Origin of the sequence: Paenibacillus antibioticophila (assembly GCF_000455265.1) — a bacterium.
GTDB lineage: Bacteria > Bacillota > Bacilli > Paenibacillales > Paenibacillaceae > Fontibacillus > Fontibacillus antibioticophila.
In genome coordinates this window covers 1-15885 of record NZ_HG005143.1, presented here as the reverse complement: position 1 = coordinate 15885, position 15885 = coordinate 1, and the positions used below count along the sequence as shown (strand labels likewise).

General features: G+C 50.2%; 16 protein-coding genes. 13 read left to right on the top strand and 3 right to left on the bottom strand.

All coding sequences use genetic code 11. From position 1 onward, the window contains the following. Positions 1-125 precede the first annotated feature (125 nt). A complete protein-coding gene (locus TX85_RS22870; protein ID WP_071784250.1) occupies positions 126-1277 on the top strand; it encodes a tetratricopeptide repeat protein in 1152 nt (383 codons plus the stop codon). A 3-nt stretch (positions 1278-1280) separates the two neighbouring features. Here TX85_RS22870 and TX85_RS22865 read toward each other — a convergent pair whose 3' ends face one another. Further along, positions 1281-1592, bottom strand: a complete 312-nt coding sequence (locus TX85_RS22865; RefSeq protein WP_044482218.1) for a hypothetical protein — start codon at positions 1590-1592, stop codon at positions 1281-1283. A 155-nt stretch (positions 1593-1747) separates the two neighbouring features. Between TX85_RS22865 and TX85_RS22860 the strand changes: the two genes are divergently transcribed. The 4 genes from TX85_RS22860 (at position 1748) to TX85_RS22845 (ending at position 4700) form a co-directional block, all read left to right on the top strand. Further along, positions 1748-2362, top strand: a complete 615-nt coding sequence (locus TX85_RS22860; RefSeq protein WP_044482216.1) for a DedA family protein — start codon at positions 1748-1750, stop codon at positions 2360-2362. Position 2363: 1 nt separating this feature from the next. Next, a complete protein-coding gene (locus TX85_RS22855; protein WP_044482214.1) occupies positions 2364-2933 on the top strand; it encodes a thioredoxin family protein in 570 nt (189 codons plus the stop codon). Position 2934: 1 nt separating this feature from the next. Continuing rightward, entirely contained in the window at positions 2935-3561 is a 627-nt protein-coding gene (locus TX85_RS22850; RefSeq protein ID WP_044482213.1) for an MBL fold metallo-hydrolase, read from the top strand. 755 nt (positions 3562-4316) lie between these two features. Further along, complete coding sequence (locus TX85_RS22845; protein ID WP_044482212.1) at positions 4317-4700, top strand: hypothetical protein; 384 nt, start codon at positions 4317-4319, stop codon at positions 4698-4700. A 70-nt stretch (positions 4701-4770) separates the two neighbouring features. Here TX85_RS22845 and TX85_RS26905 read toward each other — a convergent pair whose 3' ends face one another. After that, entirely contained in the window at positions 4771-5082 is a 312-nt protein-coding gene (locus TX85_RS26905; protein WP_148444404.1) for a hypothetical protein, read from the bottom strand. 528 nt (positions 5083-5610) lie between these two features. On the opposite strand from TX85_RS26905, the gene gatC reads away from it, so the two are divergent. The 7 genes from gatC to TX85_RS22805 all read left to right on the top strand — a co-directional run bounded on the left by gatC (position 5611) and on the right by TX85_RS22805 (position 14120). Then, positions 5611-5898 carry an Asp-tRNA(Asn)/Glu-tRNA(Gln) amidotransferase subunit GatC gene (gatC, locus tag TX85_RS22835; RefSeq protein ID WP_044482210.1) on the top strand — a complete coding sequence of 96 codons (288 nt, stop codon included), beginning with the start codon at positions 5611-5613 and terminating at the stop codon, positions 5896-5898. Positions 5899-6218: 320 nt separating this feature from the next. Then, positions 6219-7673 carry an Asp-tRNA(Asn)/Glu-tRNA(Gln) amidotransferase subunit GatA gene (gatA, locus tag TX85_RS22830; RefSeq protein WP_044482209.1) on the top strand — a complete coding sequence of 485 codons (1455 nt, stop codon included), beginning with the start codon at positions 6219-6221 and terminating at the stop codon, positions 7671-7673. A 24-nt stretch (positions 7674-7697) separates the two neighbouring features. After that, positions 7698-9137, top strand: a complete 1440-nt coding sequence (gatB, locus tag TX85_RS22825; RefSeq protein ID WP_044482208.1) for an Asp-tRNA(Asn)/Glu-tRNA(Gln) amidotransferase subunit GatB — start codon at positions 7698-7700, stop codon at positions 9135-9137. A gap of 37 nt (positions 9138-9174) precedes the next feature. Next, a complete protein-coding gene (locus TX85_RS22820) occupies positions 9175-9642 on the top strand; it encodes a GNAT family N-acetyltransferase (RefSeq protein WP_044482207.1) in 468 nt (155 codons plus the stop codon). A 187-nt stretch (positions 9643-9829) separates the two neighbouring features. Continuing rightward, complete coding sequence (locus TX85_RS22815) at positions 9830-11665, top strand: DUF4097 family beta strand repeat-containing protein (protein ID WP_081671869.1); 1836 nt, start codon at positions 9830-9832, stop codon at positions 11663-11665. Between the two features lie 124 nt (positions 11666-11789). After that, positions 11790-12218 carry a Fur family transcriptional regulator gene (locus TX85_RS22810; RefSeq protein WP_044482206.1) on the top strand — a complete coding sequence of 143 codons (429 nt, stop codon included), beginning with the start codon at positions 11790-11792 and terminating at the stop codon, positions 12216-12218. Between the two features lie 192 nt (positions 12219-12410). Beyond that, positions 12411-14120: a glycosyl hydrolase family 18 protein gene (locus TX85_RS22805; RefSeq protein ID WP_044482455.1), complete on the top strand. Its 1710-nt coding sequence runs from the start codon at positions 12411-12413 to the stop codon at positions 14118-14120. Between the two features lie 81 nt (positions 14121-14201). On the opposite strand, the gene TX85_RS22800 is transcribed toward TX85_RS22805, so the two are convergent. After that, a complete protein-coding gene (locus tag TX85_RS22800) occupies positions 14202-14591 on the bottom strand; it encodes a YgzB family protein (RefSeq protein WP_044482205.1) in 390 nt (129 codons plus the stop codon). Between the two features lie 118 nt (positions 14592-14709). Here TX85_RS22800 and TX85_RS22795 point away from each other — a divergent pair, with 118 nt between their 5' ends. After that, positions 14710-15588, top strand: coding sequence for a nucleotidyltransferase-like protein (locus TX85_RS22795; protein WP_044482204.1), 879 nt, complete (start codon positions 14710-14712; stop codon positions 15586-15588). Positions 15589-15885: the final 297 nt, after the last annotated feature.

Below are 15885 nucleotides of genomic sequence, written 5' to 3'. Positions count from 1 at the left end.
CTGCCGGTGTTGCCGCCCTCGCCGCGGCCGCAGGCCTGCTGGCGCTGGCGGCGGCATGGCCCGGCGCGCTGCTGGTGCTGCCGCAGCGGCTTACGGGCGCCGCGACGCTACTCGCGCGCGGCGATATGTATGCCGATGCCCTGCGGGTCATCGGCGGTGCGCCCTGGCTCGGTCAGGGCGGCGACACCTGGCGCAGCGTCTATCGCAGCGTGCAGAGCAGCCCATATACGGGCAGCGAGGTGCACAGCGGCTATCTCGACCTGCTGATGGATCTCGGGCTCGCGGGCGTACTTGTGCTGCTCGCCTGGATCATCCCGGCCCTGCGCTCCGCCTTCCAGAGCCGCTGCCGGCTGCTGCCCAGCGTTCTGCTCCTCCTGCTTCACAGCCTCATCGACTTTGACCTTAGCTATGGTCTGGTCTGGCTGCTCCTCATCTGGCTGTTCCGCTGGGCCAAGGTCGAGGCGCCACTTACTTCGGCGAAAGAAACCTTGTCACTGCCAGGTTCGTCACCGCCACATTCGTCACTGCGACAGAGATGGCGACGCCAGTTCACGCATTCGTTATTGCATCGGCTTGTCCTCCTGACTCATTTCCGAAGCATCCGCTTCTTTCGTGTTCTGCTGCCTGGCACTGCTGCGCTGGCGTTGCTCTGCGCCGCCGTCTTGTGTTTGGGGCAGGCAGAGAGCCTGCGGCGGGAGCGTCTGGCCCTTGCTGTAGAGGCTCAGTATCCACAGGAGGCCGAAAAGCTGCTCCGGCAGGCAAGCACCTTGGCTCCTGCAAGGCACCGGCTGCACCTTGCTCTTGCTGCGCGCTCCGATTCCGAGGAGGCTGCCGTCTGGCTGCAGCGCGGACTTAGCTATGAGCGAGCGCAGCCGGAGCTGGAACTGGCGCTTGGCAAGCTGCTTGCCGAGCGGGAAGATTTGGCCGCTCTGGAGCATTTGCAGCGGGCTACCGAGCTGAATCGCTACAGTAACATGACGTGGGTTACCGCGCTGTCGGAAGCCTCCCGGCTGGCAGCGATGAAGATATCGGACCGGGCGGCAGAACGTGAATCGCAGCAGCAGGCAGCCTGGCAAGCGCTCGCTGCCGGGGCAGAGCTTTACGCTCGTTATACGGAATTAACAGCGGGAGGGCCCTGGCGGAGAAATGATCTGAATTTTGGAGGGGAGGAGACAGTAATTCGGCTTGGCGAGCAGCTTCGGAGCATGAGAGAGTCGCTGCCGGCTTTGCGAATGAACCCCGTTTCAGAATCCGCTTGCCAGCCTGGTCCGTATTAGCCGTTAACCGCCAAATGCGGCCCGGAAGGCCTTGGACAGAGTCTCTCGATCCACCTCCCACAGCTCGGCGAGCTCTGCACTAACGGCTTCATCCCACCAATCGGAGAGCAGCCGCCGATTGCTTATATTTTCCGCGATCCATAGCAGATTCCCGATGACCTTGCGGTAATATAGGTCTTCTCCCTGCCGAATGCGCTCCTCCGGAATATAGGTGTCCAGCCGCTTGATTGTGCGATACAGCTCCTTGCTGCAGCTGCGGCGGATTTTTCTAGGCGTGGGCAGCGGTGAAGTGTGTTTCCCGGGTTTGGGCATCATCTTGCTTCCCTCCTTCTCTCCAGCATATGCCTTCGAATGATGAAAGGGCACATTCCCAGAAGCTAAATGGATCTGTTTGCTTAAGTAGAATGCATGTCCCGGGCTGTGATAGAATAGACTGGTGAAAAAGGAAATCAGGGAGCGGGGCAAACGCAGTGGAATGGATTAATCAATTGATTAGCGTGCTGCTGGAGTGGATTCAGCAAATGGGGTATTTCGGAATTATGTTCGGATTGATGATTGAAGTCATTCCGAGCGAAATTGTCTTGGCTTATGGCGGTTATTTGGTATACGGCGGGTATATTAATTTCATAGGAGCTGTCATCTTTGGTGTTATCGGCGGCGTGATTGCTCAACTATTTATTTACTGGATCGGGCGTTATGGGGGAAGGCCCATTTTGGAGCGCTACGGCAAATATATTCTGATTCAAAAGAAGCATATCGATGTCTCGGAGGCATGGTTTGAAAAATACGGCCCTGGCGTGATCTTTACGGCTCGATTCATTCCGGTGGCCAGACATGCGATCTCGATTCCCGCAGGTATGGCCAAAATGCCTTTAGGCAAATTTGTCGGCCTGACAACGCTCGCGGTCATTCCTTGGTCCGTGCTGTTTGTCTATCTGGGACTCAAGCTGGGCGAAGGCTGGCAGCATGTAGACGAAAAGGCCGGCCCGCTTGTTATTCCGATTTTGCTGGTTGCCGCCGCATTGTTCATTGTGTATATTCTCGTAAAATGGTATGGAGCTTCAAAAAAGAAAGGGGATGCCTAAGATGAGCGTAAATGTTGCGTATAAGTTCGGAGCTGGAATAACGCCTCTTCAATTTATGGAGGGCATGCAGAAGAATAAGGAGGCTTTTCAAGCCAATTATGACAAATTTGCCTGGCAGAGCGAAGAGGACCGTGCCTTTTTTGAGGGCCTGCAAGGCAAGAGTAATCTGCGCGTACTGATTCTTGCCGCTGATTGGTGCGGGGATGTGGTGCGCAGTGTACCCGTTGTCTTTCAAGCGCTTGAAGCTTCGGGCTTAACGGCGGAGGTATTTATATTAGAGCAACATCAGGACCTCATGGAGCATTTTCTGACCAACGGAGGACGCTCCGTTCCGATTATCATTTTCGCCGACGATCAGGGTCAGGTGCTGGGGCAATGGGGGCCAAGACCGGAGCATGTACAGGCGCTGATGATCGAGTTCAAGCGTCAGAATCCCGCCCGGGAGGCACCGGATTACGAAGAGAAGATTGGCGAAGTCCGTAAAGCGATGGCCGTGAAATATGAGGAAGGAGCCGGAGTGAACGGATCGGTCGTGACCGAGTTGCGTAAATTGATCTCCGGGTTAATCTAGCATGTTGAACGTAGAGAGCTTTTCGCTTGGCCCGCTGCAGACCAATGCCTATCTGATCTATGGTGAGGATAAGCAGAAGGCGATTATTATCGATCCTGGCATGAACCCCGGTGCCCTGATTAAGCGGATCAAGGATGTGGAGATCGAAGCCATTTTACTGACACACGCCCACTTCGACCATATTGGAGGGGTGGACGAAATCCGGAAGCTGAAGGGCTGCCCGGTTTACCTCCATCCTTCGGAAGCGGAATGGCTTACAAACCCTAAGCTTAATGGCTCCCTGCTCTGGCCGAATGTGACCGGTCCGATCGCGACGGCTGAAGCTGAGTATGATTTGGCGCAAGGACAGAAGCTGAAGCTGGCGGGGCATGAGTTTAGAGTATTCCATACACCGGGACATTCCCCGGGCGGTGTAAGCTTCTTGTGCGGAGAGCATTTATTCTCGGGGGATTGCCTGTTCAAAATGAGCATCGGCCGTACCGATCTGCCCGGAGGCAGAGAGGCGGATCTGTATAACTCTATCAGAGGCACATTGTTCCAGTTTCCTGAGGGCACGAGGGTCTATCCCGGCCACGGCCCAGCAACGACGATCGGGTTTGAAAAGCAGAACAATCCTTATGTATCTTAAGCTTTCTCGACGGGTATTCTGCATTTACAACAAATTTCTGTGCGAAAAATGCAAAAAGGCTGGACAAGCTGTCAGCGCTTTGCTAATATTTAATCATTAATTAATTGTAACCTTTGCGAAGCACGCAAGCTGCGGCCTGTCCCGGTTTGCGTTCTTTTTTTACTTTTTAACTATATAAATTGAACTGAAGAGACAGCGTGGAAAGAGCATAAGTGTAAAATGTTAAGAGTTTTCTGTAAGAAAGCTGCTTCGAAAGCTGCTTTGGAGGCATTGATCGTTAGGGGGCGCCTTTAAGAGCGGATTTCTACATGTGATAGTTTAGTTCGGTTAAAGGAATCCGCGAACAACAACAATCGTAAGGACACTTCGCACGTTGCCCCATCGTTCAAACACACGTTGCTCCAACGTTCAAACATTAGTTCAACTTGGTATAGTTGCCCTTCTTTATTTTTTTTAGTAGGATTATATAATAACTTTAAGAGGTAGTTCTAAAGGTCATCTTTTGATCACGAAGTAGATCATGAAGCAGACTCGATGTCGAGTCTTGAGTTCAGCCGGGACTTCCGAGCAATTGCTTACGAGGTATGCTTCCTTGGGAAGCATTTGACTCGCGTGGTTTTGTCAAGCACATGCTTTCGAAGTCGATTTCTTCGAAAACGTGCAGCTCCGCTACTCAGTCCCTGGCTTTATTCAATCTTCTCGGTGCTGAAAATTTGACTTTTTGAACACTCATTTTAATTTCAGGGAGGAAGACGATGCTGCAGTTGGGAGAAAAGATTGTATTCGTCGGTGATGCCTTTGAGCAGAATCTTCCTGTTGGGGAATATGGTTACGTGATTGCTTATGACCGTAATCCGGATAATGCTTTTGATTATGTGATCCGCTCTCCGAAGACAGGACGGAACTATTATGTTCCTGCCGAAGATGTCGAGTCGGAAGCAGTGCTGATAGAATGGGAAGCAGAACGGGCGCTGCAGGAGGCGTTGATTGATTACGCATTGGCTACGCATAACGAGAAGCTGTTTCTGCATGTGCTAAATGGCGAGGACCATGATGTGGATGAGCAGAAGGAACCAACAAAGGAAGCCATGTCTACAGCAGAGTTTATTAAGCAAGTAAATCTGCGGGCCTGGATATAGAATCGAATCTTCTAAATATGAATGGGGCCCTTTCAAAAGTCACATGGATGATGAAGGGGCCCCTATTCTTTTACCTATAATTCGCTCCACCCAGCCACGTCGGCGCAATTTTAATGCCTTTTGGCACTAAAATGTGCTCGGCCCGGCTCCAGCAACGAATTTTAATGCCTTTTGGCACTAAAATAAGCTCGGCCCGACCCCAGCAACGAATTTTAATGCCTTTTGGCACTAAAATAAGCTCAGCCCGGCCCCAGCAACGAATTTTAATGCCTTTTGGCACTAAAATGTGCTCGGCCCGGCCCCAGCAACGAATTTTAATGCCTTTTGGCACTAAAATAAGCTCGGTCCGGCTCCAGCAGTGAATTTTAATGCCTTTTGGCACTAAAATAAGCTCGGCCCGGCCTCAGAAGCGGATTTTAATGCCTTTTGGCACTAAAATAAGCTCGGCCCGGCCTCAGAAGCGGATTTTAATGCCTTTTGGCACTAAAATAAGCTCGTCCCGGCCTCAGAAGCGGATTTTAATGCCTTTTGGCACTAAAATAAGCTCAGCCCGGCCCCAGCAACGAATTTTAATGCCTTTTGGCACTAAAATAAGCTCGGCCCGGCCCCAGCAACGAATTTTAATGCCTTTTGGCACTAAAATAAGCTCAGTCCGACCCCAGCAGCATATTTTAATGCCTTTTGGCACTAAAATATGGCAAATGTACTCCATCCCGCTAAAGACTCCAGCTGCAGATAAACCGAAACGTTTATCTGTTTTTAGTTTCTCACTACAAAGGATCGGTCCCCTAAGGAAACATATTCCTTTTGGAATGGCGCCGTTCTTCTTTTTTCGTGCTTTAACGGATTGAACTCCGCCTTAATCTACAATATAATTTTATTCATGTAAAGAAGAGGGAGGAAGCGTGAAATGAGTATCCAGGTGAATGATGTGGAGCATGTAGCCAAGCTGGCCAGACTAAATCTCACCGAAGCAGAACGTGAGACTTTTACGGAACAGCTGAATGCGATTTTACAATATGCCGAAAAATTGAACGAGCTCGATACGGATCAAGTGGAGCCGACGACTCATGTGCTTCATCTCAGCAATGTGATGCGTGAGGATGAGGTCAGAGAGAGCCTGCCGCAGGAGAAGGTATTCCGGAATGCGCCGGAGGAGGAAGACGGGCAATTTAAAGTGCCGGCGGTATTGGATTAAGCAGCATGCAATAATGCAATAACGATGGCCGGAATTATATAAGTTGAACTAGAAAAGTACACAGAAAGGGCATAAGTGAGAAGTTTTCTGAAGTGAGAAGTTTTCTGAAGTGAAAGCTTTCTGAAAGAAAGCTACTTCGGGAGCATAGGCTCGGATAGCGTTCGCCTTTGTGAGCGGATTTCTACTCTATGATGGCTTAGTTCAGTCAAAGAATTCCGTGAACAACAGCGATCGTAAGAACACTTCACACGTTGCCCCCAGCGTACAATCTTTAGTTCAACTTATATAGATATTGGTGAATTTGGAAGGAGGACGCGTGAGTGACGCTGTTTGATTTGCGTTTGCAGGAGATACATAATCGGCTGGACAAGAAGGAACTGTCGGTGACCGATTTGGTGGGTGAGGCGTTCGCTAAAATATCAGAGCGTGATGAGCGCATCGGCGCCTATTTAACGCTTAATGAGGAAGCAGCCCGTCAAGAGGCGGCAAAGCTGGATAACAAACTGGTTCAGGGAGGCGGCAAGGGGCTGCTCTTCGGATTGCCTGTCGGGATCAAGGACAACATGGTAACAGAGGGGCTTCGGACCACCTGTGCCAGCCGTTTTTTGGACAACTATAATCCGATTTATGATGCAACGGTCGTCTCGAAGCTGAAGGAGGCCGAGGCTGTAACTGTCGGCAAGCTCAATATGGATGAATTCGCCATGGGAGGCTCCAACGAGAACTCGGCGTACCGGCCGGTTCGCAACCCTTGGGACCTGACCCGGGTTCCGGGCGGCTCGAGCGGCGGCTCGGCAGCGGCTGTTGCGGCGGGCGAAGCTTATTTTGCGCTCGGTTCGGATACCGGCGGCTCGATTCGCCAGCCTGCTTCTTATTGCGGCGTTGTCGGACTCAAGCCAACTTATGGACGGGTGTCCCGTTACGGGCTGGTGGCGTTTGCCTCTTCCCTGGATCAGATTGGTCCGGTGACAAAAAATGTGGAAGACGCCGCTTATGTTCTGCAGGCGATTGCCGGACATGATCACAGAGATTCGACTTCTGCCAATGTGGATACGTCTAATTATGTACAAGCTCTGACCGGTGAAATTAAGGGACTCCGAATTGCCGTTCCTAAGGAATACCTGAATGGCGTAGATCCGCTGGTTAAGGATGCCATTATGGAATCGCTTCGCGTGCTGGAAGGGTTGGGTGCCGTCTGGGAGGAAGTCTCGCTGCCGCATACGGAATATGCCGTGGCTGCTTACTATCTGCTTGCTTCATCGGAGGCCTCTTCCAACCTGTCCCGGTTCGACGGCGTCCGCTATGGTGTGCGTGCCGACCATGCCGGAGGCTTGCTTGATCTGTATCTGGAATCTCGCAGCCAAGGCTTTGGGCCGGAAGTGAAGCGCCGGATTATGCTGGGAACCTATGCGCTAAGCTCGGGTTATTATGACGCCTACTATTTGAAGGCGCAAAAGGTGCGGACCTTGATCAAGCAGGACTTTGATCAGACCTTCGATAAATTCGACATTATTCTGGGGCCTACAGCTCCTACTACGGCCTTTGCGTTGGGATCTCAAGTGGATGATCCGCTTACGATGTATCTGAACGATATTTTGACGATTCCTGTCAACCTTGCCGGTGTACCTGCAATCAGCATTCCGTGCGGCTTTGCCGAGGGACTTCCGGTCGGGCTGCAATTGATCGGCAAAGCGTTCGATGAGAGCACCATTCTCCGTGTAGCCCATGCGTTTGAAGCTCATACGGACCACCATAAACAACGCCCGGTGCTGTAAGACGGGCTAATCAGGAGGGTCAACATGTCAACATCCAATTATGAAACAGTAATCGGACTGGAAGTGCATGTGGAGCTGCATACGAAATCAAAGATCTTTTGCGGCTGCTCCACGGAATTCGGCGCTCCTCCGAACAGTCATACTTGCCCGGTGTGTCTCGGGCACCCTGGCGTGCTGCCTGTGCTGAACCGCCAGGCGGTAGAATATGCAATGAAGGCGGCGATGGCGCTCAACTGCCGGATTGGCGATGTGAGCAAATTCGACCGGAAGAACTACTTCTATCCGGATTCGCCAAAGGCTTATCAGATTTCACAATTTGACCAGCCGATCGGGGAACACGGCTATATCGACATTGAAGTAGACGGAGTGACGAAAAGAATCGGAATTACACGTGTGCATCTGGAAGAGGATGCCGGCAAGCTGACGCATGTCGACGGTGGCTATGCTTCCCTTGTCGATTTTAACCGCGTGGGAACTCCGTTGATTGAGATTGTGTCGGAGCCTGACATCTCCTCTCCGGAAGAGGCTCGCGCTTATCTGGAAAAAATGCGGGCGATCATGCAATATTGCGACGTGTCCGATGTGAAGATGGAAGAGGGCTCGATGCGCTGTGACGCTAACATTAGTCTTCGTCCTCGCGGACAGAAGGAATTTGGCATCCGTGCTGAGCTCAAGAATATGAACTCGTTCCGCGGTGTGCTGCGCGGTCTGGAATACGAAGAGATCCGGCAGGCCGAGATTCTTGATGACGGCGGGGTTGTTGTGCAGGAGACCCGCCGCTGGGATGAAGCGCAAGGGAAGACCTTCTCCATGCGCGGGAAGGAAGAAGCGCATGATTATCGCTACTTCCCGGATCCAGATCTGGTCAAAATTCAAATTAGCCAGGAATGGAAGGATGCCGTTCGCGCCACGATCCCTGAGCTCCCGGATGCCCGTAAAGCACGTTATGCCTCAGAGTACGGCTTGCCTGAATATGATGCGGGTGTGATTACGTCATCCAAGGCGCTGGCGGATCTGTTCGAGGAGAGCTTGAAATTTACGAGTGATGCCAAGTCAGTCTCCAACTGGGTGATGGGTGAGCTGCTTGGATACCTGAATACGAACAACCTTGAAGTATCCCAGATTAAGTTGACCGGGCAGGGCTTGGGTGAGATGGTGAATCTGATTGCACAAGGAACGATCAGCTCCAAGATTGCCAAGACCGTATTTAAGGAAATGCTTCAAAGCGGCAAGCTCCCTCAGCAGATTGTGGAGGAGCAGGGCCTGGTTCAAATCAGCGATGAGGGCGCTATTCTGGTGATCGTGCAAGAGGTTGTGGCGAATAATCCGGCTTCGGTACAGGATTACAAGGCCGGTAAGGATAAGGCGATCGGCTTCCTCGTCGGGCAGGTCATGAAGCAGAGCAAGGGCAAGGCTAACCCTGGGTTGGTCAATAAGCTACTGCTGGATGTGCTCAAGAATTAAGCCTTGATTCGCTGGTCAGGAAAGGGGGGAGCCCGAAATGATCGCAAGCCTGTCCTTGCAGGATCCGAATATCGTTGAACAGATTTGGAGTCTTCAGCATACGGCTTATCGTATGGAGGCGGCTGCGATGGGACTGAAAAATGTTCCCCCGCTCCCTGAAACCTTCGGCTCGCTGCGATCCAGCGGTGATCTTTTTTTCGGAATGATCTCGGAAGAGGAGGAGCTGCTGGGTGCAATCGCTGTATTTCTCTCCGGCTCTCCGGCTCAAGTGGAGATTACCAGACTCATGATCCGGCAGGATTGCCTGCGTCAAGGCATTGGCTCTCGATTAGTAGAGCATGTTTTGAGGAGCTTTCCTGATGTAGATGCTTTTTCAGTAACTGCTGGAACCGGAAATGTTCCTGCTGTGCAGCTGTATCGTAAATTCGGCTTTGAGCCGGGTGAGACGGTTAGTTCTGTTGCAGGTGCGCAGCTTACTGTGTTCCACTATCGCAGACCTGGCTGAAGGTATTTATATTCGAAGAAAGGTGTGATTCTCTGTATTGTCAGAGATCGCGCCTTTTTTTGCGGGGTTTTCAAGCCATGATGAGACCTTTCTCCAAACGATCCCACATTACAGTAGGTCCGGATTAGGGTATGATATAGGTATACATGTTTACTTCAGAGAGGAGAGGGTGACGCTGAAAATTTCTGTGAGCAAAGAGCCACGTCAAGCGTCTATTCGATCCGGCGGCGCAGCTAACCGGGGATTCCGTCCCAGACGCAGGAAGCGGAAGGTTGTTGCCTGCCTGCTTGCGGCGGGATTTCCTGGACTTGGACATCTATATTTGAAGCTTCCTGTACAAGGCACGGCTTTGATCAGCTTGTTTTTGCTGGATATATCGTCTCTCATTTATTTTTCCTCGGTCAGAGCTGCCTTGAACCTCCCGCTGCTTGTATTGCTTGGGCTGATGATCCCGATCATTTATTTCTATAGTATATATACCGTTCTTCAGGCGGTTGATCTGATCAATGCCAGAATTCGTTATGAAGAGGCATACAGGGAAGAAGGAGAAGCGTCCATCGACGTTCCTGCTTCTCAGCCCCAGGATGCAAATGTGCGTGAAGGGGTAATCGCTGGACTGATGCTGATCGGCAGTGGAGCCGTCATATTTTTACTTCGCATGGACCCGTTTTGGCTGGAGTCCTATTTGTATTGGTTCTCCGGCTACTTAGTCTCGGCCGTTTTGACTATTGGCGGCTTGCTTATGATCGGGAGAGAGGGAAGGCGCCGGTTCGTCCGATCTGGCCGCTTTACAGCTGCGGCATTGATTGCTGCAGTAGGGCTCGTACTGTTATCGGACCGAATAACGGGTCAGAATCATCTCTTCCAGCTTCCCGAATGGTGGCCGTTGGTGCTAATGCTGCTCGGCGTGGATTATATCGGAGTTCTATTCTGGCATCTTAAAACGTCCGGGCGGCGAACATATCGGATTCGAATCGATATTAAAGGCATTATTTTATCGGTAGCGATTGCATTTTCAGTATTTGCTGTGACCCAGCAGGATCATTACATGCATCTTTGGAACCGGGTGAGTCTTGACTTGGCATCCTCAGCCGCAGAATTCAGCCAGGCGGAAGGATATCACCTGCAAATGCCTGTTGTCCGAGTGCCAATTGAGCTGGAGACGGAGCAAGTAGTCATTAACGGTGTGAATGGGGATATCGATATAAAGCGTGCAACGACGGAAGACATTCAGGTCCAGGGAACGGTCTGGGTGGATGAGCTGTCTGAGGAGGAGGCTGCACCTATTGCGGAGAAGACGGAAATTGCTGCAACGGTGGGGAAATCTCTGACTTTAACTGTGAAAAATCAACTTTACGGAGCTTCCGGCAAGCGGCATCCAAGGGTGAATCTTACCATATTATTACCGGAGAACCGCTTCCTCGATCTGGATATCAGTACGACAGAGGGTTCGATTAAGCTGACCAATGTGCAGGCTCTGAAGCAGATTAAGCTGCAGACGGCCAACGGTAATCTGAGGCTTTGGGAGATCGGCGGCGATGTGACAGCCAAGGTGCTGAACGGGGACGCTGAATTCTATCGCATCTTTGGGAATTTGACCATCGATACCCAGGGAGGGAATCTGAAGGCGAACGGGATTGACGGAGATGCTGCCTTGTCTACGAAGGTAGGAGATATTTCACTGGTGAATGCCGAAGGGGAGATCACGGCCGGAACGAGAAACGGCAATATTGTCATCGACGGCGTACCGCAAGTGTTGCAAGCAGAGTCCCTGAACGGAAAGATCCGGGTATCAAGCAATTTGGTTGGAGGAGACTGGGATGTGTACAGCGGCGTAGGGGAAGTCACGCTGGAAATCCCTGTGACGGGTGATTATACACTTGAGGGCTCGAGCGGCTATGGCGATATTCAATCTGATTTGCCCTTCCCTATCGAAGATAAAGTAATAACAGGTATTCAAGGTAATGGAGAGCATATGATAAAAGTAGACGGGAATAGTAACCTTATCGTGAATTATCGTTAAAATTCTTATGATTGTCATGAATAGACCGGATCAAGGCTCGTTCATTCGTTGACAAAAATAAATGGGTAAACGTAAAATGAAATTATAAACATTCTAATTTACATTTTTAAAGGCGGTGGACTTTATGGCTACTCGCGTACAGCATGCATTAGATCAGCTGAAAAATACTGGTGTACGGATTACGCCCCAGCGTCACGCTATTCTTTCCTATTTGATGGAGACGATGAACCACCCTACGGCAGATGAAATTTACCGTGCTTTGGAGCCTCGTTTTCCTAATATGAGTGTGGCTACGGTCTATAATAATTTGAAGATGCTAATTGAAGCAGGTATGGTACATGAATTGACTTACGGCGATAACTCCAGCAGATTTGATGCGGATGTATCGGATCATTATCATATCGTGTGTGAAAAATGCGGCAAAATCAAGGATTTCTCTTATCCTTCTCTGGAGGATATTGAGCGGAGTGCAGAAGAGGAAACCGGGTTCGTCGTTCATGGACACCGGCTCGAACTGCATGGTGTATGTAAATCCTGCCAGGAGCAGGCTTGATTTCTCTTTCATAAGACCTCTCTACCCGGGTTCATGGGCAAGGGAGGTCTCTTTGCGTTGGCTGCCCTGGAGCCGATTACTAGTATGCTATAATATATGAAACTATCATCTGGCTTCATCCGTTAGATTATTAGGCATCAGAGATGAAATAGATTACTCGTGACGGAGGTAACACATTTGGATACAAGAAGGATGAAACACGGGAAGGCGAGGCGAAAAAGCAAGAAAGGCTGGCTTCTGTTCCTGGTTTTAATGATTGCAGGATTGTGGTGGGTATCCACGGAGGTATTGCCTAGCCGGGAGCATACGGATCCGGAATGGCTGGGGAAATATGAAAAGCCGATTTTTTCTGATGGGAAGCTGTTGGAGGGATCGGCGATCGGCCAAGGAGAGAGTCTCAAGCTGCCGCTTCCGGTCATTCAGCAGATTATTGACGATACGATTCTCTATGAAGAAGAGACACAATCTGTCATTATTACGACTCCGCGCAAGCTGGTTCTTCTAAAAACCGATGAAAAAACCGGTCAAATCAATAATAAGCCCGTAGAATTGCGGTTTGCCCCCGAGAAGCAAGACGAGGTGATTTATCTTCCTGCTGACCTGTTGACCGAGCTTTACGGGGCCGAAATCCATGAGGATAGCGCATCTGGAGCGGTATTGCTTATGACGCCGGGAGAGCAGTTGAATCATGTGACGGTCAAAGAGTCGAGCAAGAAGGATTTTACGGTTGCTTTAAGGGAAGAGGGGAGCATTCATGCTCCGATTCTTCAAGATATGAAATCAGGAACGAAGCTGCGTATTCTGGGAGAGCAGGAAGAATGGTATTATGTGCAGCTATATAATGGATACACAGGGTTTGTGAAGAAGGCCTCTACCGTGGAAGGCGGCAGCCGCCAGGTGCCGGAGTTGGAACAAGCCTTGTCTCCAGGAAAAGAAAAATGGAAATCCAAGAAAGTGAATTTAACCTGGGAGGCCGTATACCAGGTCGCGCCAAAGCCTGCTTCGATCGGTGAATTACCTGGTGTAAATGTGGTGAGCCCAACCTGGTTCTCGCTGATTGACGGGGAAGGGAATGTCAAATCGAAGGCTGATTCTGCTTATGTGAACTGGGCCCATAATCAGGGCATGCAGGTGTGGGGGCTGTTCAGCAACAGCTTTGAGCCCGATCTAACCACTGAGGCGCTGTCCAGTTTTGATAAAAGAATGACAACGATTTTGCAGATGCTCCATTATGCCAAGTTATACGACCTGGATGGAATTAATATCGACTATGAAAATGTCTATACGAAGGATGGACCGAATTTGACTCAATTTATGAGAGAATTGCGTCCGTTGGCATCTGAATATGGTCTTGTTGTATCCATTGATGTAACTCCAAAATCAAATAGTGAGATGTGGTCGGCCTTTCTGGACCGCCGAGCGCTGGCTCCTGTGGTGGACTATTTGATTCTGATGGCTTATGACGAGCATTGGGCTGCTAGCCCGGTATCAGGCTCGGTAGCCTCTCTGCCATGGGTGGAAGCATCTGTCAATCGCATTTTACAGGAGGATGGGGTCGATCCGGATCAGATGATTCTTGGAATCCCGTTGTATACCCGAGTCTGGAGCGAGACCAAAGTGGACGGAAAGACTGAAGTGAAGTCCAAGGCGATCGGAATGAAAAAGGCGAAAGAAATCATTGAAACTTATAAGCTTACACCGGAGTTTTCAGCAGATACGGGCCAAAATTATGTGGAGTATAAAGAGGGAGAAGTCCTGAACCGGATATGGCTGGAGGATGCCGTTTCGCTGCAAAGCAGAGTGGATTTGGCGAAATCGCTGGGCCTTGCTGGAGTCGCTACATGGACCCGCAGCTTTGCATCAGCTGAAGCATGGGATGTGCTTAAGCAAATTATAGAGTAATCAAAAAGGCAGACCGAATGAACGGTCTGCCTTTTTGCGGTTATTTTTGCGGTTAAATTCCCCGGGGCTTCAATGTATTCCTTATTTCGGAGTTGAAGCTGCGGAATTCTGCTGGAGGTGGTTCTGCTCCAACTCATCGGCTGTCACAGTAGCTTGTTCCCGATCCAGGGTAAGGATGGTTTTGCAGAACATGCAGCGGTCTGTCTTACCCAGCATTTTGGTGAGCTTTCCACATTCCGGGCAGTCCAGCTGGACGGCAGAGGTGGACAGCATCCCGGCCCAGAAATAGATGGCCAGACTCCCAAGCATGAGGATCAAGCCGATGACAAGACCAATACCGGCTGCCACCTTGCCGGCTTGTCCCCAAAATACAATTCCTGCTGTTCCCAAGATCATCAGTCCCATTCCGCCCATGGTAAGCAGCAGTCCCCACAGACGAAATTCGTTGATTTTGCTGGATTTAAAGAGCATCCATAACAACCTCAATTCTCTATGAAATTTCATATCGCCAATGAAGAAGGAAACGTTCTGGCTGTGTAGAACTATATTATAACGAATTGGCGGTTGTACGCCAAGGCAGGAGGGTACTGTGAAGCAGAGCGTTTTTTCAATTCCGGATAGAGAGACGGGCAATCATCAGGTTATTGGAGCTGTGGGCTACCGCCAGCAGGGCTCTAGCTTTAATGGGCCCTTGCTTCATGACTTTGAGTTGATCGTATTGATGATCTGCGACAGAATGGATCCTGATTCCGTCCAGATCGAGCATTGTATCAGCGGAAGCATTCGTTATCAGATTAAATATATTGCTCAGCAAGATTTACTCCAGTGGAGCATTTCCGGGGAAAGCCGGGAGCTTATCCGATACTTTCTGCACGGTGAAATCTTTTGGGAGGAGCATGGCAAGGTGACAGAACTGCGCAGCCGCATGATCGCCTTGGAAGCGGACATGTGGGACCATCGGAAACTGAAGGAGTTTTCCGGATTTTTAAGAACCTATGTTCAAGCAAAGCAGTATGCTCGGGAACACGACTACATGGATGCCTACTATAACATGCTGCAATCCTTGAAGCATTACGCACGCATTGAATTGATCAGCCGGGGAATTATACCGGAGAACAGTATATGGGAGCAAATCCGGGAGCTTAACACGGAAGTGTATAAGCTTTTCGATGAGCTGACAGACAGCAAGGAGAGTCTGGAACAGCGGATTGAGCTTGTCTTGATTGCGTGCGATTTTTTTGTGACGTCCAGAATGAAGGAGTGCTGTCAGGCGTTGCTGCACATTATTGGCAGCCGGAAGGAACCATGGAGAATTCAAGAGCTGACAGAACACCCTGAATTAAAGTACATTCGTGAGGACATCCCTCTATTGATCAGAAAGCTGGTATACCGTTCATTCGTCAGACAGACCTCTGCCCGTGCTGAAGAACGATTGGGGGAAGGACGCGAAATTCGCTACTGGCTGTAGCTCTATATTTTCAGGTATGTTTTTCCAGCGGAAAAATTGAAGCGAAAGGTGTTGACTGGCTGGTTCATTCTATGATAAATTATATCTCGCCCCTAAAAGGCAAGGTGCTTCAAAATAGCGGTTTCGAACTTGGTTTGAAAGGCTTGAAAAAAAGTTCTTGACTTAAAAGAGGCGAACATGTTATATTATAAAGGTCGCTGCTGAGACAACGCAGTGATGCGAAAAAGCGAATAACATCGCAAAGTTGATCTTTGAAAACTGAACAACGAGTGAGTATTAAATAGAGAATGAATAATT